This is a genomic window from Cystobacter fuscus (assembly GCF_044360685.1).
GTDB lineage: Bacteria > Myxococcota > Myxococcia > Myxococcales > Myxococcaceae > Cystobacter > Cystobacter fuscus_C.
On sequence record NZ_CP043491.1, the window covers coordinates 6,786,853 to 6,812,733 of the forward strand.

General features: G+C 68.9%; 21 protein-coding genes and 1 pseudogene. 14 read left to right on the plus strand and 8 right to left on the minus strand.

The window, feature by feature from the left end; translation table 11 throughout:
• Nucleotides 1-12: 12 nt before the first annotated feature.
• Together F0U63_RS27785 and F0U63_RS27790 are read left to right on the plus strand one after the other, a co-directional pair.
• Nucleotides 13-630, plus strand: coding sequence for a nucleoside deaminase (locus tag F0U63_RS27785; RefSeq protein WP_395834162.1), 618 nt, complete (start codon nt 13-15; stop codon nt 628-630).
• 94 nt (nt 631-724) lie between these two features.
• Nucleotides 725-868: a hypothetical protein gene (locus F0U63_RS27790; protein WP_395834164.1), complete on the plus strand. Its 144-nt coding sequence runs from the start codon at nt 725-727 to the stop codon at nt 866-868.
• A gap of 46 nt (nt 869-914) precedes the next feature.
• On the opposite strand, the gene F0U63_RS27795 is transcribed toward F0U63_RS27790, so the two are convergent.
• Nucleotides 915-1,679, minus strand: coding sequence for a hypothetical protein (locus F0U63_RS27795; protein ID WP_395834166.1), 765 nt, complete (start codon nt 1,677-1,679; stop codon nt 915-917).
• 724 nt (nt 1,680-2,403) lie between these two features.
• Here F0U63_RS27795 and F0U63_RS27800 point away from each other — a divergent pair.
• From F0U63_RS27800 to F0U63_RS27840, 9 genes and pseudogenes are all read left to right on the plus strand, one after another.
• Nucleotides 2,404-3,060, plus strand: a complete 657-nt coding sequence (locus F0U63_RS27800) for a DUF6310 domain-containing protein (protein ID WP_395834168.1) — start codon at nt 2,404-2,406, stop codon at nt 3,058-3,060.
• Nucleotide 3,061: 1 nt separating this feature from the next.
• Nucleotides 3,062-3,826, plus strand: a complete 765-nt coding sequence (locus tag F0U63_RS27805; RefSeq protein WP_395834170.1) for a DUF5953 family protein — start codon at nt 3,062-3,064, stop codon at nt 3,824-3,826.
• A gap of 506 nt (nt 3,827-4,332) precedes the next feature.
• On the plus strand, nt 4,333-5,382 hold the full coding sequence (locus F0U63_RS27810; RefSeq protein ID WP_395834172.1) for a hypothetical protein: 1,050 nt from the start codon (nt 4,333-4,335) through the stop codon (nt 5,380-5,382).
• Nucleotides 5,379-5,915 (plus strand): hypothetical protein, encoded by a 537-nt coding sequence (locus F0U63_RS27815; RefSeq protein ID WP_395834174.1) that lies wholly within the window; start codon nt 5,379-5,381, stop codon nt 5,913-5,915. The genes F0U63_RS27810 and F0U63_RS27815 overlap by 4 nt, the downstream gene beginning before the upstream one ends.
• A 345-nt stretch (nt 5,916-6,260) precedes the next feature.
• Nucleotides 6,261-6,473, plus strand: coding sequence for a hypothetical protein (locus F0U63_RS27820; protein ID WP_395834176.1), 213 nt, complete (start codon nt 6,261-6,263; stop codon nt 6,471-6,473).
• A 318-nt stretch (nt 6,474-6,791) separates the two neighbouring features.
• Nucleotides 6,792-8,198 (plus strand): family 43 glycosylhydrolase, encoded by a 1,407-nt coding sequence (locus F0U63_RS27825; protein WP_395834178.1) that lies wholly within the window; start codon nt 6,792-6,794, stop codon nt 8,196-8,198.
• A 168-nt stretch (nt 8,199-8,366) separates the two neighbouring features.
• Nucleotides 8,367-8,675: pseudogene (locus tag F0U63_RS27830) on the plus strand (kelch repeat-containing protein); the annotation flags it as partial.
• 6 nt (nt 8,676-8,681) lie between these two features.
• Nucleotides 8,682-9,482: a Kelch repeat-containing protein gene (locus tag F0U63_RS27835; RefSeq protein WP_395848433.1), complete on the plus strand. Its 801-nt coding sequence runs from the start codon at nt 8,682-8,684 to the stop codon at nt 9,480-9,482.
• A gap of 80 nt (nt 9,483-9,562) precedes the next feature.
• Nucleotides 9,563-10,996: a hypothetical protein gene (locus F0U63_RS27840; protein ID WP_395834180.1), complete on the plus strand. Its 1,434-nt coding sequence runs from the start codon at nt 9,563-9,565 to the stop codon at nt 10,994-10,996.
• A 96-nt stretch (nt 10,997-11,092) separates the two neighbouring features.
• Here the strand turns inward: F0U63_RS27840 and F0U63_RS27845 are convergent, their stop codons facing one another.
• Nucleotides 11,093-13,162: a lipoxygenase family protein gene (locus tag F0U63_RS27845; RefSeq protein WP_395834182.1), complete on the minus strand. Its 2,070-nt coding sequence runs from the start codon at nt 13,160-13,162 to the stop codon at nt 11,093-11,095.
• Nucleotides 13,163-13,472: 310 nt separating this feature from the next.
• Between F0U63_RS27845 and F0U63_RS27850 the strand changes: the two genes are divergently transcribed.
• On the plus strand, nt 13,473-14,117 hold the full coding sequence (locus tag F0U63_RS27850; RefSeq protein ID WP_395834184.1) for a TetR family transcriptional regulator: 645 nt from the start codon (nt 13,473-13,475) through the stop codon (nt 14,115-14,117).
• Nucleotides 14,118-14,210: 93 nt separating this feature from the next.
• Nucleotides 14,211-14,978, plus strand: coding sequence for an SDR family oxidoreductase (locus F0U63_RS27855; RefSeq protein ID WP_395834186.1), 768 nt, complete (start codon nt 14,211-14,213; stop codon nt 14,976-14,978).
• On the opposite strand, the gene coaBC is transcribed toward F0U63_RS27855, so the two are convergent.
• Nucleotides 14,972-16,198, minus strand: a complete 1,227-nt coding sequence (gene coaBC / locus F0U63_RS27860) for a bifunctional phosphopantothenoylcysteine decarboxylase/phosphopantothenate--cysteine ligase CoaBC (RefSeq protein WP_395834188.1) — start codon at nt 16,196-16,198, stop codon at nt 14,972-14,974. The two genes, F0U63_RS27855 and coaBC, sit on opposite strands and share 7 nt — an antisense overlap.
• A gap of 168 nt (nt 16,199-16,366) precedes the next feature.
• On the opposite strand from coaBC, the gene F0U63_RS27865 reads away from it, so the two are divergent.
• Entirely contained in the window at nt 16,367-17,440 is a 1,074-nt protein-coding gene (locus F0U63_RS27865; RefSeq protein WP_395834190.1) for a serine hydrolase domain-containing protein, read from the plus strand.
• 18 nt (nt 17,441-17,458) lie between these two features.
• Here F0U63_RS27865 and F0U63_RS27870 read toward each other — a convergent pair whose 3' ends face one another.
• From F0U63_RS27870 to F0U63_RS27890, 5 genes are all read right to left on the minus strand, one after another.
• Nucleotides 17,459-18,502, minus strand: a complete 1,044-nt coding sequence (locus tag F0U63_RS27870; RefSeq protein WP_395834192.1) for a M48 family metalloprotease — start codon at nt 18,500-18,502, stop codon at nt 17,459-17,461.
• Nucleotides 18,502-19,089: an SH3 domain-containing protein gene (locus F0U63_RS27875; RefSeq protein ID WP_395834194.1), complete on the minus strand. Its 588-nt coding sequence runs from the start codon at nt 19,087-19,089 to the stop codon at nt 18,502-18,504. The genes F0U63_RS27870 and F0U63_RS27875 overlap by 1 nt, the downstream gene beginning before the upstream one ends.
• A 1-nt stretch (nt 19,090) precedes the next feature.
• Nucleotides 19,091-21,454, minus strand: coding sequence for a CHASE2 domain-containing protein (locus tag F0U63_RS27880; protein ID WP_395834196.1), 2,364 nt, complete (start codon nt 21,452-21,454; stop codon nt 19,091-19,093).
• A gap of 22 nt (nt 21,455-21,476) precedes the next feature.
• The gene (locus F0U63_RS27885; RefSeq protein WP_395848434.1) at nt 21,477-24,446 is read right to left on the minus strand and encodes a carboxypeptidase regulatory-like domain-containing protein; all 2,970 of its coding nucleotides are present in this window, start codon (nt 24,444-24,446) and stop codon (nt 21,477-21,479) included.
• Between the two features lie 96 nt (nt 24,447-24,542).
• Nucleotides 24,543-25,814 (minus strand): Stp1/IreP family PP2C-type Ser/Thr phosphatase, encoded by a 1,272-nt coding sequence (locus tag F0U63_RS27890; protein WP_043433722.1) that lies wholly within the window; start codon nt 25,812-25,814, stop codon nt 24,543-24,545.
• Nucleotides 25,815-25,881: the final 67 nt, after the last annotated feature.

A 25,881-nucleotide genomic window follows, 5' to 3' on the forward strand; every position in this document is an offset into this window, starting at 1 on the left:
GCCGGAGCGATCATGAAAGAAACACATCCCTTCGCGACACGAGTCAACGCCCAGCTGCCCGGCTGGCTCGTGAAAGAGTTGCACACGTACAACGCGCTCCTGCCGACCGCCGAGGATCGCGTCCGCCTCACCAACAGGCTCGCCGCGCGCAATTACAAGGAGGGCAACGGCGGGCCGTTCGCCGCGCTCGTGGTCGACCCCGCGACGGGTGAACTGGTCTCGGTCGGCGTCAACGTCGTGTTGAGCTCGGGCCTGTCCTCCGTGCATGCGGAGGTCATGGCGCTCTCGCTCGCCCAGGCCCGTCTTGGGACCTGGGATCTTGGCTCGGCTGGCGGTCGCCCACTCGAGCTGGTCGTCAACTGGCGCCCTTGCACGATGTGCTATGGCGCGCTCGTCTGGTCGGGGGTCAAACACCTGCTCATCGCGGGCGACGGCCCCGAGTGCGAGGCGCTCACGGGCTTCGACGAAGGGCCCATGCCCACGGACTGGAGAGCGGAGCTTGAGGGCCGCGGAATCAGCGTCACCTCGGGAGTGCTGCGGAGTGACGCGATCGCCGTCTTCGCCGAATACGGCCGCTCTGACGCGCTCGTCTACAACGCTCGCGGGACCGGCGCACGCCCGCGGGAGTGAACCGGCGGAGTCCGGGCGCGCTCGATGCGCGCGGGCAGGACGTGCGCCAGCCGGCCGAGCCCCACGCGGCTCACTGAGGAGTGGGCTCACCCCCGTGGGCACCCGGGTGCTTGACGATGACGGAGGGGAGACGCAGCTGGCCTTCCAGGCCTCGGTGTCGGAGACGGTCGTGGACGACGCGCCCCGGGGCTGCGCGTGCGGGACGTCCGGAGGCGGCGCGGGAGACTTCGTGGCCTGAGCGGGACTCGTCGCGCTGCTGCTCGTCTCGGCCCGGCGGGCCCCGCTCAGGGGGCCTCGAGGATGAGGGGCACCGAGAGCGGCTGAGCATAGGGAAGGTCGATGACGGCCTCGCATCCCCTGAAGTCCTCACAGCTCTCCTCGCCCGCATGGGCGAAGCCCGTCGCCGTCACCCGATAGTGGCCCGCCGCGGTCGGGTTGAAGGTGATGAAGAGGCGGTTGCCCTCGCTCCGGCGGGTCTGCTGATAGCTGAGGATGGTGCCGTCTTCCTGGCGCAGGGAGAACCCCACCCCATCGATCTGGTCCGTCGCCGGGGACCACTCGAGCTCCAGTTCCTGGCCGGGGCGCGCCGTGGCGTGCTCGGGACTTTTGATCCGGAAGGAGCGGGGGGCGCGCAGGGACTGGAAGACGGCGCGGCGCGAGCCCCTGCCATCCGAGAGGATGAACTCGGTGCGCGGCTCGTCCGGGAGGGGGGCTCCCATGAACCAGGGGACGGTACAAGACCAGCGGATCCCGGTGCTCGTGGTGGTGGAGGAAGTGCCTCCCGGGCTCTTCATCACGAAGTCCCGCCCGTTGGCGGTCAGCCGGGTCGCGGCGGGCACGCGATGGCAGGGCCCGAGCGTGGAGTCCTGGATGAACCAGATGGAGGCGGACTCGTCGTCGTCATGCAACTCCCGCGTGATGCGCAGGGCGGGCTGGGGCAGGTCGCTCACGGCCACCTCCACGAGCTCGGGTTCGGCCTGACAGCCCAGGAGGGTGACGACGAGAACAGGAAGGCACTTGGTCATGCCCACGGGGATAGCAGGGACCACGCCATGCCCCGATGCCTGGGGGCGTTGGGGAGGGTGTGCCATGGGCTGTACGGCATGGAGGGCGGGTGTCACCCGGAGTGCACGGTTCAGCCCCGGCGTATAGGCGGGATGGGGGCCGTATTGAGGGAGAGGGTTGGAGCCTCAGCGGCTAACCCATCCCCTTCCCCCCTCGTGAGTACATCGAGGCCGGACGCACCACGCGCGCCAACTCGCAAGGCTGAGGAAGCATTTGAAGCGGGTGGGTTCCACCGTCCACGCCCCGTCTCGTTCTGGCTTGGGTCCCGCGTTTCGAGTCCTTTGACACCAGCCCAGCCACACCCGAGGCCCACGCCAAGCCACCTTGCTCGTGGATCCTCCGCGCATCCTCGGTGTCGGAGTGCGATGGCATATTCCGAATGGCCCCGCCAGAACTCATAGGGTCGTCACTAAATTGGAGGATGTAGCCATGCGTTTCCGAGCATGCATCGCACTGCTGCTCCATGTCTCCGCCTGCGCCACGTCAGCGCCGAGTCCGGAAGAGCCCGTGGACTGGGAGCCGAGGTACGCCAACCTCCAGCGAGCGGCGGCCCTACCCTGGACGGATGGGGGACGGTGCGTGGTCCAGGAGGCGTCGCAGCCCTGGCCCGTACTGGCGGAGAGGTGCTATCAGGCCCTCGACCATGACCGGGTTGAGTTTCACGACCTCACGGGAAGATGTTCGGTGGCCCATGCTGGGGCCGCTGCCGTGGGCTTGGGTGTCTGCGTCCTGGCAGCACCGGAAATTGCGGTGGGAGCGGTGGTGGTGATGGGCGTGGTGGTCGTGGGCTTCGCCATCAAAGAGGCCCTGGAGGCGTATGAGCTGAGGAAAGGCCGTCCCCAGGTTAGGCCCGCACCTGAGACGCGCCCGGAGCCCGAGATACGCCCGGTGCCTATAGCGAAGCCCGCCTCGCCGGAACAGAAGCCCAAGCCAGAGCCAAAGGGGCCGGATGTTCCTCCTGTGGAGCCACCCGAAACTTCGGAGCGAGATCGCAATAGGTGCGAGCCCGTCCCACGGCCGTACCATCGCGGCGGTAATAAATTGCACAACAAGTGCGCCGACGGAATTCCGAACAACAGTTTTCCCGGCGGGGATGTGTTCGTGAATGGGAAAGACTTCGACGCGCTGCAACTGGCCACGCGCACGCTGTGGGAGGTCAAGACCGACAACTTCGACACGTACCCGCCTGACCTTCGGCGGATTGTGATCGAGGACCAAGTGCCGGAGTTGCAGTATGAGCGAGCCCTTGCTCTGGCTTGTGGATTCAACTTCCGGGTCGGCGTGCGCAGCGCCGCGCACAAAGCCGCGCTGGAGCTCGCGGATCGACGACTCACTGGCTTCATCGTCGTCATGGAGTGGTGCTGAAATGCCTGCGACACAAGAGACGGACATTGCCATTATTGTCTATGCACCTGCACTCGTGAGCAACGATGTCCGCCCATTAGCCGTTGTTCATGGAATGGAGCGCGCGTTCCCTGGCTTGCGCATGGAGTGGACGATTTCCCGCGAAGGGAAGCTCATCCGGCTACCGCAGCGCGAGGCATGGCTCGCCCAGGGGCGCCCGACCGGAAGGGGGTTTCGGCTCATTTGCAATGGCGACGAGAACTACCGGGTAACGGTGTCTGGATGGAACAGCCCGGCGGGGATTTCCCCGGGAGGACAGGCACAGTTTGAAGTCCATGCGGTCCTGCCGCTCGACGCAACCGGCATCGCGGCGGCAGTAGAGGTGCTGGAGGCCATAGCGGAGGGTGTTCGCGCATTCTGGGGGCATGCAACGCCTTTCAACGCGGGGGTGGACATCGCGCGCCAGACGAAGAATCTGCCAGACGATCTGGAGACGCCTCCTCGTGGCTTGCCGGTGATCAAATCCCCCACTGCCATACGCTCGCCTGAGATTCCGCATCACCTAGGGTGGCTGAACTACTGGTCGCCCGCTGCCGAACGAGCCATCGGTTTCCCAGACCTGACGCGCGACGCGGAGCTGCTGTCGCGCTCACGGCGTACCGCGACGGGCGGGTGGGTTGTCAAACTCACCGATGCGCCGCTCGATTTGGACAACCCCGCCCACCTGGACGCACTCAAGCGGGCCTACGAGCGCTTCCCGGAGATTGGCGGGCGCACCACTCCTTGAGGTGCGGTGTGCCGTCCTCCCCGTCGCGCGGGCAACGCCGAAGGCGGGTGCTGCCACGGAGTAGCCGCAGGCCTCAAGGCGCGCACTGGAACTGCTGTGGGTTCGCGGCCCTGTTGGAAGGATACACACGCCCAATACGGCATTCGTGGAAGCCAGATCGTGCTGCACGGATACAAGGGAGGCAACGAAGAGCGCGCCCCGGTGAAAGAGGGCCCTGCCACCGGGCGGGTGAATTTCAGTGCCAACGTTGGCACGCTGCCAGTCTATCGCGTGCTTGAGCGCCATTTACGAAGTGGCCCTGAATAGGCAGGGCATCTTACCTGACCTCTCAGGTCCATTTCTTGATTCACGGCTTCGATTCCCGCCGCCTCCAATCGAGGTCGCCCGCCGGGCCTTGTCCGCCCGGTGCACGGCCTGCTCCGCGAGCAGCCGCGACCTCGCGCCCCGGGGCCAATTCCTCCCAAGCCCCGCCCGGTGGTACAGTCTGGCCTCTTCGGTTTCCACACGTGCCCTCCCTCCGCCGCTACCTTCCGCTGGCTGCTTCGACGCTGCTGGCCGCCCTCATTCTCGGTACAACCACGGCACGCGCGTACACCATCGAGACGCCCGTGACGGAGGGCTGCCACGAGCGGATCACCGCCGCCGCGCTGGCACGGGCGGGCTGGCCGGACGGAGCGCTGCCGCCCGTGCCGACGGCCGGACAGAAGGTCCTCGTGGACAACCTGCCCTTCCACCTGCCGACGGCTCGCGACGCGTGGACGGTGGCGATGCTGGCCGGGGTCCGAGACAACGACCTCCATGGTGCCGCCGCCACGGATCTGCCCGAGCACGTGGAGGTGGACCTCGCCCCCACCTCGCAGCCCGAGCACTGCCTGCGGACGTCGGACCAGGACTTCGCGGCCGGAGACGTCCAGGCCGCCCAGGCGTGTCACGACTCCATCCTGGAGCAGGTGGCGCTCGCACTGGGGGACGCCGAGGCCGTCGACCTGGACGCCACCGAGCCGGTCCAGCTCGCCCTCAAGTACCAGCGCGCGCTCGTGCCGCTGCCGCGCTACGCCTACCGGCTCGGACGCGCCCTTCACGCGCTCCAGGACAGCTTCACCCACATCTACCGCTCGCCCGACATGCGGCAGATCTGGAGCGTCTTCAACTACGTCGACCCCGCGCTCGCCCCCGACTACAACCCGGCACGGGATGGCCGGGCGCACGTCTCGGCCTTCGACCGCTGCACGGACGATGACGCGCCCGGTCAGGCGCGAGTGGCCGCGGCCACCCAGGCCTCGGCCGACCTGCTGACCGCCCTGGCCGACGGGAGCGGGGGACGTCAGGGGCGCCTGGCGCGGGCGGACGCCGTGCTCCAGGGCTACCTCCAGGTCGCGCCCGGGTGCTCCGTCGGCAATGGCTGGTGCGGCGCGCTGGAGAGCTACGTCACGAGCCCCACCCGCTCCGAAGGGTGTGCCGCCGCGCCCGGCGCGCTCTCCGCGGGCGCCCTCCTGGCGGGGCTCGGCCTGCTCCGCCAGCGACAGCGCCGCGAGGGCCACCGGGGACGGCCATGAAACGGCCCCTCCTGCTCTGGTTCGCTCTGGTTGCCGCCGCCCTGCCCTCCGCCGCGCCCGCCGGGACGCCCGAGACGTTCGTTCCCCGCCTCCACGTCGCGGCCGGCGCCTCCCTCGACCGCTCCGCCCTGAGCGTGGACGCGGGCGTCCGCTGGGCACCGCTCGCCCACCTCGCGCTGGGGGTGGATCTGGAGTTCAACCCGTGGATCGATCTGCTCTCCAGCTCCTTCGCGCCCGGAGTCTTGAGCCTGGTGGGCTCGGGCATCTACCGCTGGACGCAGGTAGAGGGCGTGGAGCTGCGCACCACGGTGCATCTGGGGACGAGCCTGCTGCTGTTCAGCGCGGTGGGCGCGCCGATGGGCTCCGTGGGGGCGTATCTGGGCCTGGGCGCCCTGAGCGCGGCCGTCCGGGTGGCGCCGAGCACCTGGCTTGAGTTCAAGCCGGACATGGTGGTGCCCATCCCGCAGCTGCGCGGCACTCCGTTCGCCTACCGCCAGTACCGCCTGATGGTCGGACTCGAATGGGGGCCCTGACGTCGGCGGCGCGGGGGACAGGTGCGCATGGAGCGCGACGTGCGGTGCTCCATGCCCTCGAGGCATGCAACCCGCACTGGTCTCCCCGGGACGCTCCTCGCGTCGCTCTACTGGGTGACCCAGGCCGGCTCCATCCTCTTTCCAGGCACCGCCTTGGTGGACCCGGAATTCGTTGAGCGCATCCCCCGCCTGGGCGGCCTGAGGTTCAACCAACCCGTCATGGATGTGCTGTTCTTGATTCTGCTCGGCGTGGGGGCCTGGCGCGCCTCCTGCTCGGGGCAGCTTGATGCATTGACGTTTCCTTCGGGAGTGGAGGATCCTCGGGACCTCAACTGGAGGAACGCAATGCTGAGAGACATGTTGTTCAAGGGGCTGGGGTTCGTTGCGGTCATCGCGCTGGTGGGCTGTGGTGGCCCGGTGGATGAGGCCACGGACACGGAGTCCGACCTCGCCAGCCAGGAGCAGATGCTGCCCATGTGCAAGGTGGATGTCCCCCAGCCCTGCCCGGAGGGGTACTACTGTGACGGCAGGACGTGCCGTCCGATCCCGATCGACTGAGCTGAACCCCGGCCGCTGGAAGAATGACAAACAGTCCAGGCCACCAGACGCCCCATGGCTGACCCCAATGGTACTTCGTGGGGTCGAAAGCGATGGGGCGTTCTTGGCTCAAGGCGTCCCGAACGCGCACTCAGGGTAGCGTGTCAGGCCTTGATGGAAATCACCCAAAAGAGGGATCGAACGCTCACCGACTGAAGGACAGGGGCCCGCTCTGGATTATCATTGAGATCCAGGTTGACCCGGAATACCATGTAATCTCCTTCAGAAAGGGATGGGCATACGGGAGCGAGCGTGCTCCCCTCATCCCAGGAGCCATCCATGACCAGGCGTTGCATGCTGTCGCTGGTGCTCACCGGTGTGTCGCTCGCCGTGTCCCCGGCGGTCGCGCAGACCGTCGGCGACCCACAGAACCCGATCTTCCGCAACATGTATACCGCCGATCCCTCGGCGCATGTCTGGGCCGACGGACGGCTCTATGTCTATCCATCGCACGACATCGCCCCACCGCGCGGTGCCGACCTCATGGACGAGTACCATGTCTACTCGACGGACGACATGGTCAACTGGGTCGATCACGGCGAGATCCTGCGCGCCGCCAACGTGCCCTGGGGAAGGCCGGAGGGCGGCTTCATGTGGGCGCCCGATGTGGCCTACAAGAACGGCATCTATTACTTCTACTTCCCCCATCCCAGCGGAACGGACTGGAACAACACCTGGAAGATCGGCGTGGCGACGAGCACGCAGCCCGCCGCGAACTTCACCGTGCAGGGGTACATCCAGGGACTCGAATCGCTGATCGATCCCGCGGTGTTCGTCGATGACGATGGCCAAGCGTATCTGTATTACGGGGGGGGAGGCATCGCCAAGGGGGGCAAGCTCAAGGCCAACATGATGGAGATCGACGGCCAGATGCAAACCATGCAGGGCCTGGTCGACTTCCACGAGGCCTCGTGGGTGCACAAGCGAAACGGGATCTACTACCTGTCGTACTCGGACAACCACGACGAGAACGGCGACCACAACCGCATGCGGTACGCCACGAGCACGAGCCCGCTCGGTCCGTGGACCTATCGTGGCATCTACATCGACTCCACCGACAGCTATACGAACCACGGCTCGATCGTGCAGTACAAGGGGCAGTGGTATGCCTTCTACCACACGAGCATGCTGTCGGGGAATGATTGGCTCCGCTCGGTCAGCGCCGACAAGCTGTATTACAACGGCGACGGCACGATCCAACTGGTCAAGCAGACGAAGCAGCACGGCACGCCACGCTTCGCCACACCGCTGGCGATTCCGGGACGGATCCAGGCGGAGGACTACGACAACGGTGCGCAAGGCGTGGCGTACAGCGATGGCAGCCCGCAGAACGAAGGCGGCGCGTACCGGCCGAACGAAGGTGTCGATGTCGGCACGATTCCCAGCGGAGGCTTCCACGTCGGTTGGGTGAGCACCTCGGAGTGGGTGGAGTACACGGTGAACGTGGCGACGAGCGGCACGTATACCGTGTCGGCCCGGGTCGCGTCGCAGACGGCCAATGGCAGTTCGTTGCGCCTGCTGTTCGACGGAAAGAAGGTGGGCACCCTCGCCGTGCCGAACACCGGAGAATGGCAGACCTATACGACGGTGAGCACGCAGGTGAACCTGGAGGCTGGCAAGCACATCCTCCAGCTGCGTTTTGGTGACGCGTTCAACCTCGATGACTTGACGTTCACCAAGCAGTGACGAGGGGCGGCCCCGGGCTTCCGAGTGCATTCGCGGGAGCCCGGCGGGCGGATTGTTCCGCTGCGATTGGAGTCGCGTTCGACTCCGAAATGTATTTCAATGAATATCGCGTGAGGTTCTCGTATAGGCTGCCTCGGCCAGGAGTCTGGCCCACCGAGGAGTTCACGCATGAGGCTCGCCGCTCGCGCTGGAATCATTCTGTCATTGGCCCTCACCACGGGATGTTTCGATGTGGACTTCCTGGGAGTCGTGCCGCCGCCCCCTCCTGGCGGGGGGAACGACTCCGAGACTCCCCCGGCTCATCAAACGTGGCGCTCCACGGGGCCCCTGCGCACGGCCCGCTCCAGCCACGCGGCGGCCCTGCTCCCCTCCGGGAAGGTGATGGTCGCCGGTGGCGTCAGCTCCAGCGTCCAGCCTATAGAGGGCCTGAGCTCGTCCGAGATCTACGATCCAGCCACGGGCACCTGGACGTCCACCGGCTCCATGAGTGCGCCGCGCATCGGCCCCACCGCCGTATTGCTTCCCACGGGCAAGGTCCTGAGCATGGGGGAGGCCCGCTTCTCGAACGCGGCGGAGCTCTATGACGAGGGCACCGGCGTCTGGACTCCCACCGGCTCCACGTTCGCCTATCGGCAGTTCCCCCAGGCGGTGGTCCTGCCCTCGGGCCAGGTGCTGATGGTGGGAGGTGTTGCCGCGAACCCCGCCGGTCCTGGCTTCGTGGAGCTGTACGAGCCAGCGACGGGAAGCTGGAGCCCCGCCCGGGGCAACTCCCGGCTCCTGATGGGGTCGGCCCTGTCGCTGCTTCCCTCCGGAAAGGTCCTCCTCTCGGGCGGCGGCTACTCGAGCACTTCCGCCGATGCGGAGGTGTACGACCCGAGCACCGACACCTGGACGCCGACCGGCTCGATGTCGACGCCTCGCGATGATCATACGGCCACGTTGTTGCCCTCCGGCCAGGTGCTGGTGGTGGGTGGAGGCAGCGCCCAGGCGGAGCTGTATGACCCGGCCAGCGGTGTCTGGACGAGCGCGGGTGTCCTGGCGCACTCGCGCCGCTCCCACACGGCCACGCTGTTGCCCTCCGGCCAGGTGCTGGTGGTGGGTGGAGGCAACGCCCAGGCGGAGCTGTATGACCCGGCCAGCGGTGTCTGGACGAGCGCGGGTGTCCTGGCGCACTCGCGCCGCTCCCACACGGCCACGCTGTTGCCGTCGGGTGAGGTGCTCGTCGCGGGAGGGGACGACGGCAATGGTGAGCAGCTCGGCTCGGTGGAGCTCTACACGCCCTGAGCCATGTCAATGGGGAGGGCTCACGAGAGTGCCTTCCGCACGTAGCGAGGCCGTTCAGCCATCCCACCGAGAGGTGAAGCATGAGTGCAGTCCGTCTGGGCCGACGTTCGTCATCTTGGAGTCTCTTCCTGGCGCTCTCCGTCGCGGGCGTGTTCGCTGGCTGTGTTTCGCCGTCGGAGGGCTCGTCCGGCGAGACTCCTCTACCCGACAGCGGCACTCCCGCACCCGATGGGGGCACTCCGCCTTCGTTCACCTGGGGCACCGGCACGGACACCGGCACGCTCACGGGCAACGTGTGGACACCTGGGCGTGACACGACGGGGCTCGTGAACGCGGCGTCGTGGGCGCTCGTCCCCAAGGGGCGGTGGATCGAGGTCGCCGGAACGCCGCTCACCTCGCTGGACGCGGAGGTCAAGGCGGCGCTTCCTGGCTTCCGGGATCTCGGCTCCGGGGGGATCGCCGCGGTCATCAACGCCTACTCCGGCGTGGCGGTCGACGCGCCTGGCGCCCGCTGGTGGGCCTTCGGCGGCGGGCACGCCGACAGCTCCAACAACGGCCTCTACCGCTTCGACATGGCGAAGATGCGCTGGAGCATCGAGCAGCTCCCCGACAACCCGGCGAACTGGACGGGGGTCGTCTATGGGAACACGTACAGCTACTACCCGCCCGCCGCGGAGTACGCCAAGGCCCACCCGGACAGTGACGTCTACGCGGATGAGTTCTTCGACCCGGCCCGGCCCGCCGCGTCGACCGGCCACCCGGTGGCCCGCCACACGTACAACGGGCTCGTCTACAACCCGGACCTCCAGGAGGTGGCCTTTGGCGTCCGGCGGATGTGGCGCTACAGCCTGACCACCCATACCTGGAAGCGCCACAACCCCTTCAACACCCCGGGGGCCACCTACGACGGAGTGACGGGATACGGCGGCTCGGCCGGCTGGACGTTCTGGGACGAGGTGAAACACCGCTACCTCTTCGGTCCCACGGAGAACTACGACTATTCGAAGTGGTGGTCCTTCGACACCGATGACCAGTCCTGGAACTGGGAGGTCATCACTCCCCCCGTGTGGTTCTTCGCCCAGATGGTCCGGGTCGATCGCAAGCTGGTGAGCTTCCCCTACCCCGAGTCGCAACACAAAACCTTCCCTCCGAGGCTGATCACGGTCGACATGGACACGGGGAAGTGGGACTTCCTCAACCTGGAGCACGACCTCGAGCTCTCACGCACCTATACCGATTACTTCGAGGGAATGATCTTCACCTACGTGCCACCGCTCAATCGCTACATCGCCGCGTTCCCGTACGACCGCGACGGGGATGGGCGCTTCGAGTACCGGACCTTCGAGGTCGACCCGGTGGCCCTCAAGCTCCGCGAGGCGCCACAGTACGAGGCCGGCGCCTTCGGCGGATGGCACGACCTCGTCAAGAACCGCTTCTTCTACCTGGCGACGCACGACGCCCTCGTCTACGTGCGCAAGGGAGAAGAGAACCTGCGCGTGTTCCGGCTCCCCTGAGCCAGCACCGCCTTCACTCCGCCGGCCTCCAGGGGCCGGCGGGCAGGCGCGGGCGGAGGCGTGACTCCGCCCGCGGCCCCCTGCTCCCCCCGTCGCTCAGATGTTGATGCTCTGGGGAATGGCCGAGGGCAGGAGCGTCGCGTAGGGCGTGCGCCCTCCCACGGTATTGGCCGCCTGGATGTGCTTCTCGATGGACTGCAATGCGCGCTGGAACTTGCCCAGCACCAGCAGCGCCCGGGGATCCGACATCTGGCCCCCGTACTCGCCGAGCACCGTGTAATAGACGTTGCCCAGGCCCGCCAACACCGCCTGCTGGAGGATGGACTGGTTGAGCGGAGGCAGCAGATCCAACAACTGCGTCGCCTCGGCGCCCGAAGTGGCCGGGCCCGGGAACGGTGCGTAGCCGGCGAGTGGAATGGCCGGCGTGTAGCTCATCGCGGTGCGCTGCGGGAAGTTCACCGCCGCGTGCTCCACGCTCGCGGTGAAGATGATCTGGGTGAGCAGCTTGCACAGGTAGTCGAGCGTGGAGATGCACGGCGTTCCACCGGCCCCCCCCTCGCCGATGTCCTGCAGGTGCCCGGCGCTCACCAGTTCCTGTACCCAGGCCTGCAACTCGTAGTCGCCCACCACGTCCGCCTCCCCGGAGTAGTAGAGCGCGGTGTAATCCGACACCCATTCATGGATGGCCTTCCAGAGGGCCAGCGCGTCATCACGGTAGGGGTAGTCGGGCAGCTCCTCCGGTGAGCCGATGCCCTGACGGGCGAGCTTCTCGGGGAAGAACGACTCGTTGTAGCGCACCGCCTTCACGGCGTTGGCGGCCACCTGGTTGGACGAGTCGATGGTGCCCGCCAGGAGCTTGTCCACCGGCCCTCCCGGGGTGATGAGCGAGGTCGCCGCGCTGTAATTGATGAACAGCGTGCCCGCGAAGTGAGGAGTGAGCAGGACGTAGAGCGGATGCTGTGGATCCAACTGCCGCTCGGTGGCGAGCACGAACGGCTCGGTGAGCAGGTGCGTGAGCCCCAGGTGGCTGATGAGCTCGTGGTAGTTGCCATCCGCGATGTTGACGCACGTCTTGGCGAGCGTCCACGCGAGCCCTCCGTCCGGGTAGAAGACGGGGCTGCTCGTGTCCTGACCGATCTGGATGGACACGGGGCGCAGCGAGCCCCGGCCCCCTCCCAGGCGCGGCACATAGAAGAGGGCCTTGGGCGCGAACACATACTTCTGCTGAGGCGTGGTGCCCGGCACCAGTTGCGCGAGCGCCTTGTAGTCCACGAGGTAGAAGTGCCCGGCTTCCACGGCCTGCTCGCGCGTCCACCCCGTCTCTCCCGTGATGCGCTGGAACAGCGCGTCCGAGGGCAGCAGTTGCGCGAGATCCGCGAGGGTCGCCCGCTGGAGGATGCCCGCGTTGGGGCCGGCGACACGCAGCGCGGCGAACGCCTCGTCCGTGAGGTACACGCCCGCGGTCCACGGCAGCACCACCTTGCGGAACTGTGCGTCGTAGTCCTGCAGATCCGTGGCGCGCCCGTAGAGGCCCGCCTTCGTCAGCACGAAGTCGAGCACGGATTTGACCAGCTGGGACAGCCAGGACTCGATGCTCTTGGCATCCTGCCCGAGGGTCTTGTCGAGCATCGGCGCCCCCGCGTTCGCGGGTGTGTCGAGCACCCCGTCGCCACCCGGCGCGCCCTCCGGTGGACGCGTGACCTTGCGCGCATGCGCGTTCTGGGCAAGCCCCGCCAGCTCCTCACGCGCATCGCTCAGCATGGACTGGAAGGCCAGGACGTCGCGCTTGTCGAAATCCCGGTTCTTCAGCGAGGCGTCGAACACGCTCGCCTCCGGAGGGGCGGCCTCGGTGTAGATGGCGGCCGTGGTCGCGCTCGAGGTCCCCGGGCCGAGCTTGACGGGGATCTGCACGTCGAAGCTGAAGAGGTTGGGCAGCAGCGCATCCACGAAGTTCTCCCCCAGCAGGATGGCCGTCCCGGCGATCTGGATGGCCCAGTTGAGCGAGATGTCCACGGGGACGGGCGCCGCCGCCATGGGCAGCCCGGCGACGATGGCCGGGTAGTCGAACACGTACTGGGTCTGCTTCTCGGCCAGTATTCGCGCCCGGCTCGCGCGGTTGTCCGGGGTGTCATTCTGCGGCAGCGTGGGAGGAGACAACTGGCTCATGGGCGGCTCCCTGGAGGGGTGAAGGTGGCAGACCCCTTCTAACCCCACCCCACCGGTCTGTGAACCCATTCATACTCCGCGTTCATGGACTACACCTTCCGGAGCCCCATGACTTCTCCATTCCATGCCCATGATCCGCAACGCGCTGGCGACGGCATCTACGGCAGGTGAGGTGGAAGTTCACGTTACCGATTAAGTCAATTGACTTCATCAGTCGTTCGACTTAATCATCCTCACGTGGGCTCGAGGACGGGCTCTCCCCGGAGGTCATGATGAGTGCCGACGACAGCAAACAGGTCCGGGTGCGCGGGTGAGTCCGAGCAAATCCGACCGGGGCAGCGAGACCCGCGAACTCATCCTCGTCACCGCGGAGCGGCTGTTCGCCGAGCACGGCGTGGAGGCGGTCTCCAACCGCCAGGTGAGCGAGGCGGCGGGCCAGTCCAACAACTTCGCGGTCGGCTACCACTTCGGCTCCAAGAATGATCTCGTGGTGGCGATCGTGCGCCGGCACTTCGAGTCGATCGAACGGCGGCGGACGGAGCTGCTCGCGGAGATCTCCGGCTCGCCGGACCTGCGCGACTGGGCGTCCTGCCTCGTGCGGCCGATCACCGAGCACCTCGCCTCGCTGGGCAGCCCCTCCTGGTACGCGCGGTTCATCGCCCAGGTGATGACCCATCCCTCCTTCCGGGAGCTCGTAATCAACGAGGCGATCTCCTCGCCCTCGATGCAGCAGACCATCGAGGGCACCTTCCGGCTGGTCCCGCGGCTCCCCGCGGAGGTGCAGCAGGAGCGTGGCTACATGAGCCGGTTGATGATCGTGCACATGTGCGCCGAGCGGGAACGCGCGCTGCACGAGGGCACCGCCCCGCCCCGCTCGACGTGGGAGTCCACCGCGGCCGGACTGGTCGACGCGCTCGTCGGAGTGTGGCTGGCCCCCGTCTCCGCCCGGCGGTGACCCGAGTGGCTCACCGTCGGAAACAACCGAAGTGACACGAGAGAAGTCCGCATCCAGTCGCCGTCCTCCCCCCTCCTCCTCGGGAACTCCTCCATGAAGAAACTAGAAGGCAAGGTCACCATCGTCACGGGCGCGGCCTCGGGCCTGGGCCGCTCCATCGCCCGGCTCTTCGCCGCCGAAGGCAGCCGCGTGGTCGCCACCGACATCAACCCGGCGGGGCTCGAGAGCCTGGCCGGAGAAATCCGGGCCGCGGGCGGCGTCGTGACTCCGCTGCACGTCGACATCTCCCAGCAGGCGGACCTCGACAAGATGTTCGAGACGACCCTGAGCACCCACGGCACCCTGGACATCCTGGTGAACAACGCGGGCGTCATGGATGACTTCAGCCCGGTGGGCGACGTGACGGACGTGATGTGGGAGCGCCTGATGAGCATCAACCTGACGGCGCCCTTCCGCGCCATGAGGAGCGCCCTGCGCATCATGCTCGAGAAGAAGGCGGGCAACATCATCAACATCGCGTCCGTGGGAGGCCTGCAGGGCGCGCGCGCCGGAGCGGCCTACACCGCGAGCAAGCACGCGGTGATTGGCCTCACCAAGAACACCGGATTCTTCTACGCCAAGGCCGGCATCCGCTGTAACGCCATCGCCCCCGGAGGAATGATGACCAACATCGCCGCCGGGCTGGACATGAGCAAGGTGCCCGCGGCGGTGATGGAGCGGATGGGGCCCGGCCTGGCGCTCAATGTCCGCAACTCCCATCCGGACGAGGTGGCGCGGGTCGCCTTGTTCCTCGCCTCGGAGGAGTCGTCCTTCGTCAACGGCACGGTCGTGACGGCGGACGGAGGCTGGAGCGCCTACTGAGGCAGCGCGGGGAGGTAGCCCCGCACCAGGTCCAGCAGGGCGCGAGCCACCTCGTGCTTGGTGCCGGACAGCGCATGCTCACCCCCGTCGCGGGTGAGCACCGTCACCTGGTTGGTGTCCACGCCGAAGCCCGCGCCCGGGGCGGTGACGTCATTGGCCACGATGGCGTCCAGCCCCTTGCGCTCGAGCTTCCCGCGCGCGTACTCCAACACCCGCTGCGTCTCCGCCGCGAAGCCCACCAGCGCCGGCCTGCGCTCGCGCCCCGCCACCCGCCGCGAGGCCTCGGCGAGCACGTCCGGCGTGCGCACCAGCGTCAGCGTCTCCGGCCCCTCGGTCTTCTTCACCTTGTGCTCCGCGCGCGTCTGGGGCTTCCAGTCGCTCACCGCCGCGGACGCGATGAAGAGGTCCACGTCCTCCACCCGGGCGAGCACCTCGCGCGCCATGTCCTCCGCGCCCACCACGTCCACGACTTCCAGGCCCGTCCGATCCACCTCGCCCACCGGACCGAGCACCACCGTGACGTGCGCCCCGAGGCTCCGCGCCGCCCGCGCCACCGCCAGCCCCATCTTCCCCGTCGAGGGGTTGGAGATGAAACGCACGGGATCCAGGTACTCGCGCGTGGGCCCCGCGGTGAGGAGCACCCGCCGGCCCGCGAGCGGCCCCGGGGCGAAGAGCTCCTTGGCCGCCGCGACGATGTCGCGCACTTCCGCGAGCCGGCCCGCGCCCACGTCTCCGCACGCGAGCATTCCCGCCCCCGGGCCCACGAAGTGGAAACGGGGCGAGGCGCGCAGCCCGGCGAGGTTCTCCTGGGTCCGCTCGTTGTCCCACATGGCCACGTTCATCGCGGGCGCGAGCAGCACCGGCCCTCGGAAGGCGAGCAGCGACGTGGTCACCGCGTCGCCGCCGAGTCCCGCGCGGATGCGCGCCATCAGGTCCGCCGTCGCCGGGGCCACCACGAACAGGTCCGCCCAGCGCGCCAGATCCAGGTGGCCGAAGTTGCCCTCCTGCGAGGGATCGAAATAGTCCGTGAGCACCGGGTGGCCGCTGAGCGCCTGGAAGGTGAGCGGCGTGACGAACTGCTGGGCCGCCTCCGTCATGGCCACGCGCACCTGGGCCCCGGCGCGGCCCAGCTCCCGCACCAGCTCGCACGCCTTGTAAGCCGCGATGCCGCCGCCTACTCCGACGATCACCCGGCGCCCCTGCAAAGCCGAAGCGTTCATGCCGCGTTCCTTACGCGCCATGGCCCGGGCTCGCAACCTTCTCGCGGGACCGGACCACCCGGGAGTGTCCTCCCGCGGCACCCGGGAGGTGTTCGTGGCCCGGGTGGACCCGGCATGCAAGCGGCACGAGCCTCACACCGTAGTACGAGGGAGGACGACGAAAGGAAGATGATGCGACGTGCACTCGCGGGACTGCTCATGGCCGCTACCCTTGCCCTCGGCACCAGGGCGGAGGCGGAGGACTACCGGGAAATCACCCGCCGGTTCGCCACCGAGCACGGCTTCAACGGCGTGGTCCTGGTGGGCCGGGGCCGCCACGTGGAGGACGTCCAGACATTCGGCCTCGCCGACGCCGAGGCCCACGTGCCCGTCACCCCGAGGACCCGCTTCGAGGTCGGCTCGATCTCCAAGTGGGTCGCGTCCATCGTCGTGCTCAAGCTGGTCGATCAGGGCAAGCTCTCGCTGGATGCGCCGATCACCACCTATCTGCCTGACTACCGCGCCGACACCGGCGCCCAACTCACGCTGCGCCGGCTGATGAGCCATTCCAGTGGCGTGCCCAACCAGATCATCGCCGCCCACAAGGCGGATCCTTCCATCGGCCGTGTCGAACTGGAGCAGATGGAGGCCGTGCGCCGCTACGCCAGTGGCGACCTGGCCTTCCAACCAGGAGAGGCGTGGGACTACTCCCACTCCAATTGGATCATCGTGAAGGCCCTCGTCGAGCGGGTCTCCGGCAAGTCCTATGCGGTCCTGGTCCGGGACTTCCTGACCCGGCCGCTCGGCCTGAAGCACAGCGGCATCCACTCGGGAGACTTGTCCAAGGTGCCAGACATGGCCAGGGGCTATGCCAGGCTGACGCCCACGCCCGAGCGCAAGGTCTCGCCCACTCCCGATTTCATGGCCATGGCCGGCGGGTACTCCACCACGGCGGAGGACCTGCTGAAGCTGATGGACGGAGTGCTGGATGGCAAGGTGCTCACGCCCGCCTCGCGCGAGGCCCTGATGACCGTCCTCGTTCCCGAACAGCATTACGCGCTGGGCGGTCGCACGCGGCTCGAGAAGATCGCCGGGGCCGAGCGCCGCGTGGCGTGGGAGAGCGGCTCGACCGGCGGCTTTCGAGTCCTGGCCCGCCGGGTCCTGGCCGACGGCCACACCGTCATCGTGATGAGCAACACGAGCTTCGACCAGGCGAAGCTGGGAGAGCTGGGCGACACCCTGCTCCCCGCGACCTATCCCTGACACGCGTGCGGCTCGTGCTCAGCGCGTGGCGGTGCGGTTCCTCCGGTCCAGGAGTTCGTCCCGGAGGGGCACGACCTTCGTGCCCGCCAGGTCCACGGGCGTGGTGAAGTCCGCGGCCAGGTTCTGTTCGCGCAGCCGCTCCAGGTGCTTGAGCAGCCGGACCTGCCGCTCCGTCTTCGCCGGATGGGGCGTGGAGAGCCCGCCCCGCTCCGGCAGCTTCGCCAGGAAGGTCACGTACTCGCCGGGCGCGTAGCCGGCCGCCGCCATGAGCTCCACCGCCTGGAGATCCGCGGCGAACTCGTCCTCCTGGCGGAAGCCCTGGCGGTTGATGCGCTCGACGAAGCCCCGGGTGACGGCGCGGATGAACTCCCGGCCCGACTGGTCGAAGTCGAAGCCCTGGGCCTTGCTGCCCGCCCGCGCGAAGGCGTCCCGCAGGGTACTCGCCGGAAGCACCTGGGACAGGTTCTGGATCCCCTGTCCCAGCCGCTGCCCGGCCGAGGAGACCACCCGCGCCGTCGCCTCCTGGTACGCGCTCCCCTCCTCGACCTTCGCCGCGTTCTCGCACTGCCCCACGAGATAGTCCTGGTACTCGTTCAGGGCGTGCTTGCCCGTGATGTGGGCGATCTCATGTGCCAGCACGCCCGCGAGCTGGGCCTCGTTGTCCAGCCGCGCGAGCAACCCCTCGGACACGAAGACGTAGCCACCCGGGCCGCTCACCGCGTTGACGCCCTCGGACTGGAGCACGCCGAACACCCAGGGCAGGTGCGGCCGGCTGGATTGGGCCGCGAGGTTCCTGCCAATCTTGTTGAGCTGCACATGCAGCGCCGCGGGATCGCCCTGGGTGGTGAGGCCCCCGCCCTCGCTCACCCACTGGGCGCTCACCGCGTCTCCGAACGAGCGCTCCTCCTCGAAGGTGATGACCCGCTCGCGCAGGGCCACGCATTCCTGGCGCATCTCGCTCGCGCGGACCTTGGCCTGCTGGTCCGCCTGGATGAAGCGGGTGCAGGAGCCGAAGCCGCACAGCGGCAGACACACGGCGACGAGTAGCAGATGGCGGCGCATCACTTCTTCCCCTTGCGCTTCTTGTTCTGTGCCTTGACCGGCCGGGGCGGAGTCACCCCGCCCTCACCCACCACCTCGGGCAGCCCGCCTGCGCGGGCGTACGCGGCCACGTCGGCGTCCTGTATCTGGCTGGCCAGCTCGGACAGGCGGATGAGCTGTTGGACGCTCTCGGAGTGCTCCAGCGTCTTGCCGAACTCGATGGTGCCGGGGCCGATCGCCTTGATGGCCGCACCCGAGGACGCGAAGGCCTCGGGAGACAGGGGCTTCTGAGGATCCTTGCTGAGGACTTCCAGCGCGGGGGGCGAGGAGGAGAGATTGGCTTGGTAGATGAAGCCCTGGAGCGGGCCCTGGTCGGCCGCCACCGACACGCGGTGCCAGGACGTGGTGCCCTCGCGTCCGAGGTAGCTCACCGGTTGGCCCGGTTGCAGCACCCGGAGGGTGTCCGCGGTGGGACTGCCCGAGGCCTTCAGGTGGGTGTTCTTCGCCTTGACGTACAGCGTGCGGACGGGCTGCTCGGCGGCCAGGGCCGGGCCGCCGAGGGACAGACCCACCAGGGCCAGCCAGAAGGAGAGTCGTTGGGGCCTCACGTCACTTCTCCAGGTTCGTCACGCCCTCGAAGGGCATGGCAGGGGGATGGGACACATGATGCGAGCAGCGCGCGAGGAGCGCCCGGCTGGGGCCGTCCTCCGGATCCGCCGCGAGCGTCGCCTCCAACACGCGCATCGCCGGCTCGAAGCAGGCGGCGCGGTAGAGCGCGAGCGCCTCGGCGTAGCGCTCCACGGTGGCGCGCCGGGCCGCGGACAGCGCGCCCTTGCGTGCGAGCAGTTCATGAATGGTGACGACCTCCGCCTTGCCCGCCACCCGCACCCGATCCAACTCGCGTGCCTCGATGTGCTCGCGTGCCAGGGCATAGGTGCGCGGGCCGATGAGGATGACCGTGTCGTACGCCTTGTTGGCGCCCTCCAGCCGGGCGGCCAGGTTCATCCCATCGCCGATGGCGGTGTAGTCCAGCAGGTGCTCGCTGCCGAAGTTGCCCACGAACATCTCCGCGGAGTTGAGGCCCATGCGGGTGTAGACGTCGGGCAGGCCTTCCGCGCGCAGCTCGGCGCGCAGGGCGTCCACCTCGTCACGCACGGCGAGCGCCGCGTGGCAGGCGCGCACCGCGTGGTCGGCCATGTCCAAGGGAGCGCCGAAGAGGCACACCACCGCGTCGCCGATGTACTTGTCCAGGCAGGCCCCGTGCGCCATGAGCACCGAGCTCACCCGGGTGAGGTAGCGGTTGAGCAGCGTCACCAGGGCGCGGGGATCGTCCTTGAAGCGCTCGCTGAAGGTGGAGAAGCCGCGGATGTCGGAGAAGAAGGCGGTGATCTCCCGCGTCTCGCCTTCCAGCGAGGGCAGCCGCTGCTGCTCGACGAGCTGATCCACCAGCGTCTTGTCCAGGAAGCGGTTGAAGGACTGGCGCAGCCGCTCGCGCTCGCGGTTGGCGAACATGTGGTTGACGGCCACCGAGGCCAGGGAGGCGAACACGCCCGCGTAGATGGGCATGGCGCTGAGCACGTGCACCCGTCCGTGCTCGAGGAACACGCCGGTGAAGAGGAAGAAGCCGAAGCAGAGCGCCAGCGGCCAGACGATCTCCAGGAGAGGCGAGCGCGCGAGCGTGAGCAGCGCCACGGACAGCAGCGCCACGGCGCAGGTGAGCAGCAGCGACAGCGCGAAGGGCGCCTGGGTGATGAAGCCCCCGGACAGCAGCGCCTCGAGCACCACCGCCTGCTTGACGAGCCCGGGGGCCTCGCTCTGGAAGGGGGTAGCCTTCACGTCGCTGGTGCCCACCGACAGGCCCCCCACGACGATCACCTTGTCGCGGAACGTGCCCTCGGGGAGCACGGGGAGGAAGGGCGTGCCCCGCTCGCGATGCTCCCGGCGGCGCGCCCAGTCCTCCAGCACCGCGTAGACGCTGATGGCCTGGAAGCGCTCCTGCCACGGGCCGCCGAAGTCCAGCTCCGCCGTGCCGTCCAGGTTGATGGGCAGCTCCCGGGCACCGAGGCGCAGCCGGCCCGGTGCGAGCTCCACCCGCTCGGCGCCGAGGAGATCCACCGCCGCGGCCAGCGGCAGCGTGGCGTACGTGTTCGCCCCGTCCGAGTACGCGAAGCGCGTGCGGCGCAGCTTCCCATCCGCGTCCTCCTCCATCGTCACGAGACCGAAGCCCGGCACGGAGGGCACGAGCATGGGCAGGGGCGGCACGGGGTGCAGGGGGAGCCGGGGTCCGGTGCCGCCCGGCTTCTGGACCAGCGCGGGCAGCACGAGTCCGGGATGCTCCACGGGAAGCGCGAGCGCCCGCGCCACGTCCTCGGGGGCGAGCGCTGGAGACTCTTGCGGCTCGGCGAAGGGATCCGGGGCCAGCCCGGCCCCGGGGAGCGAGGGAGCTGGGCCCTCGCGGGCGGGAGGCCGGGGGAAGCGGTTGACGGGCTCCACCCGGGGCAGGGGCGGCTGGCCCGCGTTGACGCTGAAGCCCAGGGTGAGCGGAATGCCGCGCTCCTCCAGGACCTGGACCAGCGCCAGGTCGTTGCTCTCGTCGGTGCCCCGCTCGTCCATCACCCCGTCGAAGACGATGGCGCGGGCTCCCTCGTCCATGAGGTGCTCGAAGACGCGGGCCCACAGGTTGCGCGAGTACGGATAGACGCCGTAGTTGCGCACGTAGCGCGCGTTGTCGCGGATGCCCTGCAACGTCCGATCGTCGATGCCGACGATGAGCACGTCCCGCGAGCGCGCATGGCCCCGGGTGAAGAAGGTGAGCCCCTGATCATAGGCGGCGAGTTCGGCGTCATGAATCCGCAGCCAACCGTGGCGTTGGCAGAGCGCCGCGCCCACGGTGGCGAGCGCCGTCACCAGCAGGATGAACTTCCAGCGGTTGCGCAGCCGCAGGGCATGGACGCGAGAGAGAGGCGGGCGCATGCCACCGACGCTAGCACTTCACTCAGGGAGTGAGGACAACCTCCGCCGAGGAGGGCAGATCCACCGTGCGCGCGACGGGGGGCTCCTCGTCGGTGTGCAGGCTCGCCCAGATGAGGGTGTAGCGCCCCGGGGCGAGGCCCTGCAGGAGGACGCGCTCGCTCGTCGGCTGGAAGATGACCTGCCCGTAGGCCACCCGGGCCAGTTCCTGCTGGGGACGGGTCACCCCGCGCATGTCCCCGGCGACGACCCAGAGCACCCTTCCCCGTCCGGGCTGCAGCACCACCGTCAACGGGTGCGTGCCGGGAGCGGGCCCGAAATTCACCTGCTGCTCCCCCTCCCCCACCTGGATGAGCAACACGGTCTGACCGGAGAACTCGCGCCCCGCGCCCATCATGAAGCGGTAGCTGCCCGGGGCCACGTCCACGGAGTAGCGCCCATCCGGCCCGGTGACGATGCTCAGCGGCTCTGAGCGCTCCGTGTTGATGGCCTCCACCTGGATGCCCGCCGCGGGCGTGCCGTTGGCCTGGTACACCGTGCCGGACAGCCGCGTGGCGCGCTTGAGCACCAGCTCCAGCGGGCGGCGCTCCTCCGTGGAGAACGGCGCCGAGGCGCTCAGGCGCCCCTTGCGCGCGGAGACGTTGAACTTCCTCACGAAGGAGGGACTGGCCAGGGTGAAGCTGCCATCCGGCCCCGTCATCACCGAGTCATCGCACGCGTCACACCCCACCACCGCGTCCGCCACGGGCCCTCCGCCTTCGTCGCGCACCCGGCCCGTCACCTGGGCCGCTCGCTGCAGCACCAGCTCGCCCAGATCATTGGGCCGCGCCGGCTTGTCCACCGTCAGCGGCACGAAGCCCGGCGCCTCCAGGGACACGATGACGCGATCCTCCACGGTGGACAGCGCCACCTCGAAGCGCCCGTCCGCGCTCGTCACCTCGTGCTCTTCCAGTTGGAAGTGGCGCACGGGCTCGCCGTCCTCGGCCACCACGCGGCCGCGGAACAGGGTGCGCGCATTCATCACCACCCGCACCGGCTCGCCTCCGGCCGAGCCCTGCACGCGCTCGCCCTGGTCGTACGCCGAGTGCCGTGCCTCCACGAGATAGGGGCGTCCGGGGTTGAGGGCGCGCATCTCGAACTGCCCCCGGGCATCGGTCGTCACGGCCTCGGACGCGCGGGGCAGCACCGACACCGTCGCGCCCGCGATGGGCACGCCCTGGGTGTCCACCACCTCGCCGCGCAGCACGGCCCCGGGCTCGAGCGACACCGTCACGCGCTGGGTCTGCCCGTCCTCCACCACCACGTTCTGCCGGGGCGAGGGCAGGTAGTCCGGGTGCGTGGCCACCAGCGCGTAGGTGCCCGCGGGCAGGCCGCGCATGGGCACCACGCCATCGGAGCCCGAGGTGGAGTCACTGCGGAAGATGCCCTCGCTCTCCACCCACAACATCACGTCCGCGCCCTCCACCCGGCGCCCCTCGGACGTCACCGTCACCTCCAGCGCCGCGCGCGGCTCCAGCTCCAGCTTCACGCCCTCCGCCGGAGCCGTCGCCTTCACCTGTCCGCCGCCCCACTCGGAGTGGTGCGCGTGCAGCTCGTAGAGGCCCGGCGTGGGCACGGGCACGGAGAAGTGGCCCTCCTCGTCCGCGAGCACCGCTTCCCCGGTGGGCTGCACCAGCACCGACACGTTGGGCGCGGGCCGGCCGTACTGATCCAACACCTGGCCGGAGATGGTCGTGGCGCGCGACATCTCCAGCTCCAGCGTCGTCTCGCCCGGCTTGACGCGGGCGGGCAGCTGCGCGTCCTGGTAGCCTGGCGCCTTGCCCTCCAGCACGTAGTCCCCCACGGCCAGGGGGCCGAACTGCACCAGCGCGCCCGTCTGGGGCTTCTGCGTGTGGATGGGCAGGGGGCCGCGCGAGGTGCGCAGCACCAGGGTCGGCGAGGGCACCGGCTGCCCGGCCTCGTCCACCACGGTGACGAGCAGCGTGCCGGCCTCTTCCAGCTCGAGCGTCACCCGCGTGAGGCGCTCGCTGAGCGTCAGGGTGCGCGGCTCGGCCCCGAGCGCCCCCGCCTCGGCGGACACCACGAGCGAGTCCGGGTACAGGTCCTCGAAGCGCACCACGCCGCGCTCGGTCCGCGCCTCGCGGGCGAGGTGATCCGCCCGCAGCCGCACCGTGGCCTCCACGGGCTGGCCCCGGTGGGTGACGTGGACTTCGAGGGTGCGCGAGGGCTCCAGACGCAACCGCACGGGGCGCGGGCCCGCCTCCACCTGGTGCTCCACCGAGGGCAGGAAGCCCTGGGCCGAGGCCACGACATAGAAGGGCCCCTCGCCGAGCCCCGACAGGGTGAAGGAGCCCTCCGGACCCGTCACCGCCTCGGACGGCACGGGCACCTTGCGCGACACCGCGTACACCCGGGCGCCCGGCAGACCCCGGCCCGCGTCGTCCACCACCTGCCCGCCGATGCTCCGGGGCGAGGACAGGTACAGCTCCACCGGCTCTCCCGGGGCCGCGCGCTCGCGCAGGGCGGCACCGAAGCCCCCGGCCCGGGCCCACACGGAGAAGGACACGCCGGAGAGGTGATCGAAGCGGAAGCGGCCCTGCGCGTCCGTGCGCGTGCTGGCCCGCGCCTGGAGAAAACCCCGGGCCTGCTCGAAGAAGGCCCACGCGTGGATGCCGCTCTCGCGCGCCGGACAGGCCAGCAGCGCCTGTCCACACTCGTCACAGCGCACCGAGGTGAGCGTCTTCTGCGCGCTCGCGGCGAGCGACACCTCCGCGTCCGCCACGGGCCGGCCGGAGGGATCCATCACCCGCCCGGTGAGGGTGAGCCCCTCGGACGCGCCGGAGGACACCTCCACCGGCTCGAACTCGGGCAGCGCGCGGACCGCGGGAGCCCCCGCGCCCCCGGTGGACGCCGGGACGCCGGAGCGGGGCCACGACACCGCCACCGCCACGGACAGCATGGCGAAGGCCAGACCTATGACGAGCCATTTGCGCATGGTGTGGGCGGACGGCGCGAGGACGTTCACCCCGCGACCGGCCTGCCAACGGACATTCCGGGCCTTTCATTCCGGCCCGGAGTTGTCCTGGAGGCCCTATTCCTCGGCGAAGGGCTGGATGGCCTGGGCCACCGCCAGTTCCTGCCGGGCCTCGCTCAGCTCCGAGTTGGTGGCCCGCAGACGATCCGACAGCACCTGCACGAAGCTCCAGAGCATCTTCACCGCGAGGATGGACTCGCGCTTCATCAGCCCCATGAGATCCGAGCGGGAGATGACCATGGTGCGGGTGGGCTCGACCGCTCGCACGGTGGCCGAGCGGGGGGCGTTGTCGATGAGCCCCATCTCCCCGAAGTGCCCGCCCGGGCGCAGCTCGGCGATCTCCACCCCGCTCTTCTCGATGACCACCCGGCCACGGATGACGACGAAGAGCTCCTCGCCCGGCTGGCCCTCCACGACGATCTCCCGGCCGGCGGGGAAGGTGCGCGTGGTGGCGATGGACAACACCGCCGTCTGCTCCTTGTAGGTGAGGTGGCGGAAGAGCGGAATCTTGCGCAGCGCCTCCATGCGGCTCTGCGCTTCGCTCGTCTCCGCCTCCAGGGTGCCCTCGCCGGACACCTTCACCACCACGGCGGTGATGTTGTCCTTGCCCCCTCGCTCGTTGGCCAGATCCACGAAGCGCTTGGGCAGGTCCACCGGGGTGGAGCCCTGCACGAGCGGCAACACCTCGTCATCGTCCAGGTAGCCGTGCAGGCCGTCCGAGCACAGCAGGAAGAGATCGCCCGGGAAGAGATCGACGATGAGGGTGTCGACCTGGACGGACTCCTGGATGCCCACCGCGCGGGTGATGACGTTGCGGTACTGGGAGGTGGCGGCCTGTTCCTTGGTGATGGTGCCGGCCTTGAGCTGGGCGGCCACCAGGGTGTGATCCTCGGTGAGCCGGTGGCACTGGCCATGGCGCACCAGGTAGATGCGCGAGTCGCCCACGTGGCCGATGACGCCCTTGTTCCCGCTCACCGCGAGGCACACGAAGGTGGTGCCCATGCCGCGCTTGGACGGATCGGACAGGGCCATGCGGAAGATGTCCGCGCACGCGCGCTGGATGGCCACCTCCATCAGCGCCTGGGCCGCGTTGCGCGCGTCCTGGCTCGTGTTGGTGCTCAAGTCCTTGAGCAGATGGCGGTTGGACACCATGTGCTGGCGCACCACCTCGGTGGCGCGCGAGCTGGCCACTTCACCCGCCGCGTGGCCGCCCATGCCATCGGCCACGATGAACAGGCCAAGCGGGGCGTCCACGAGCATCGCATCTTCATTGTGCTGCCGCTTCCGGCCCACATCCGTCAGGCCGAACGCCTCTGTCGTCAATGGCACCGCGAACGCTCCCTGCTCCCTCGTCGAGGGGTCCCATCTTACGTTACGAAGCCCCCGCGAGGGCTGA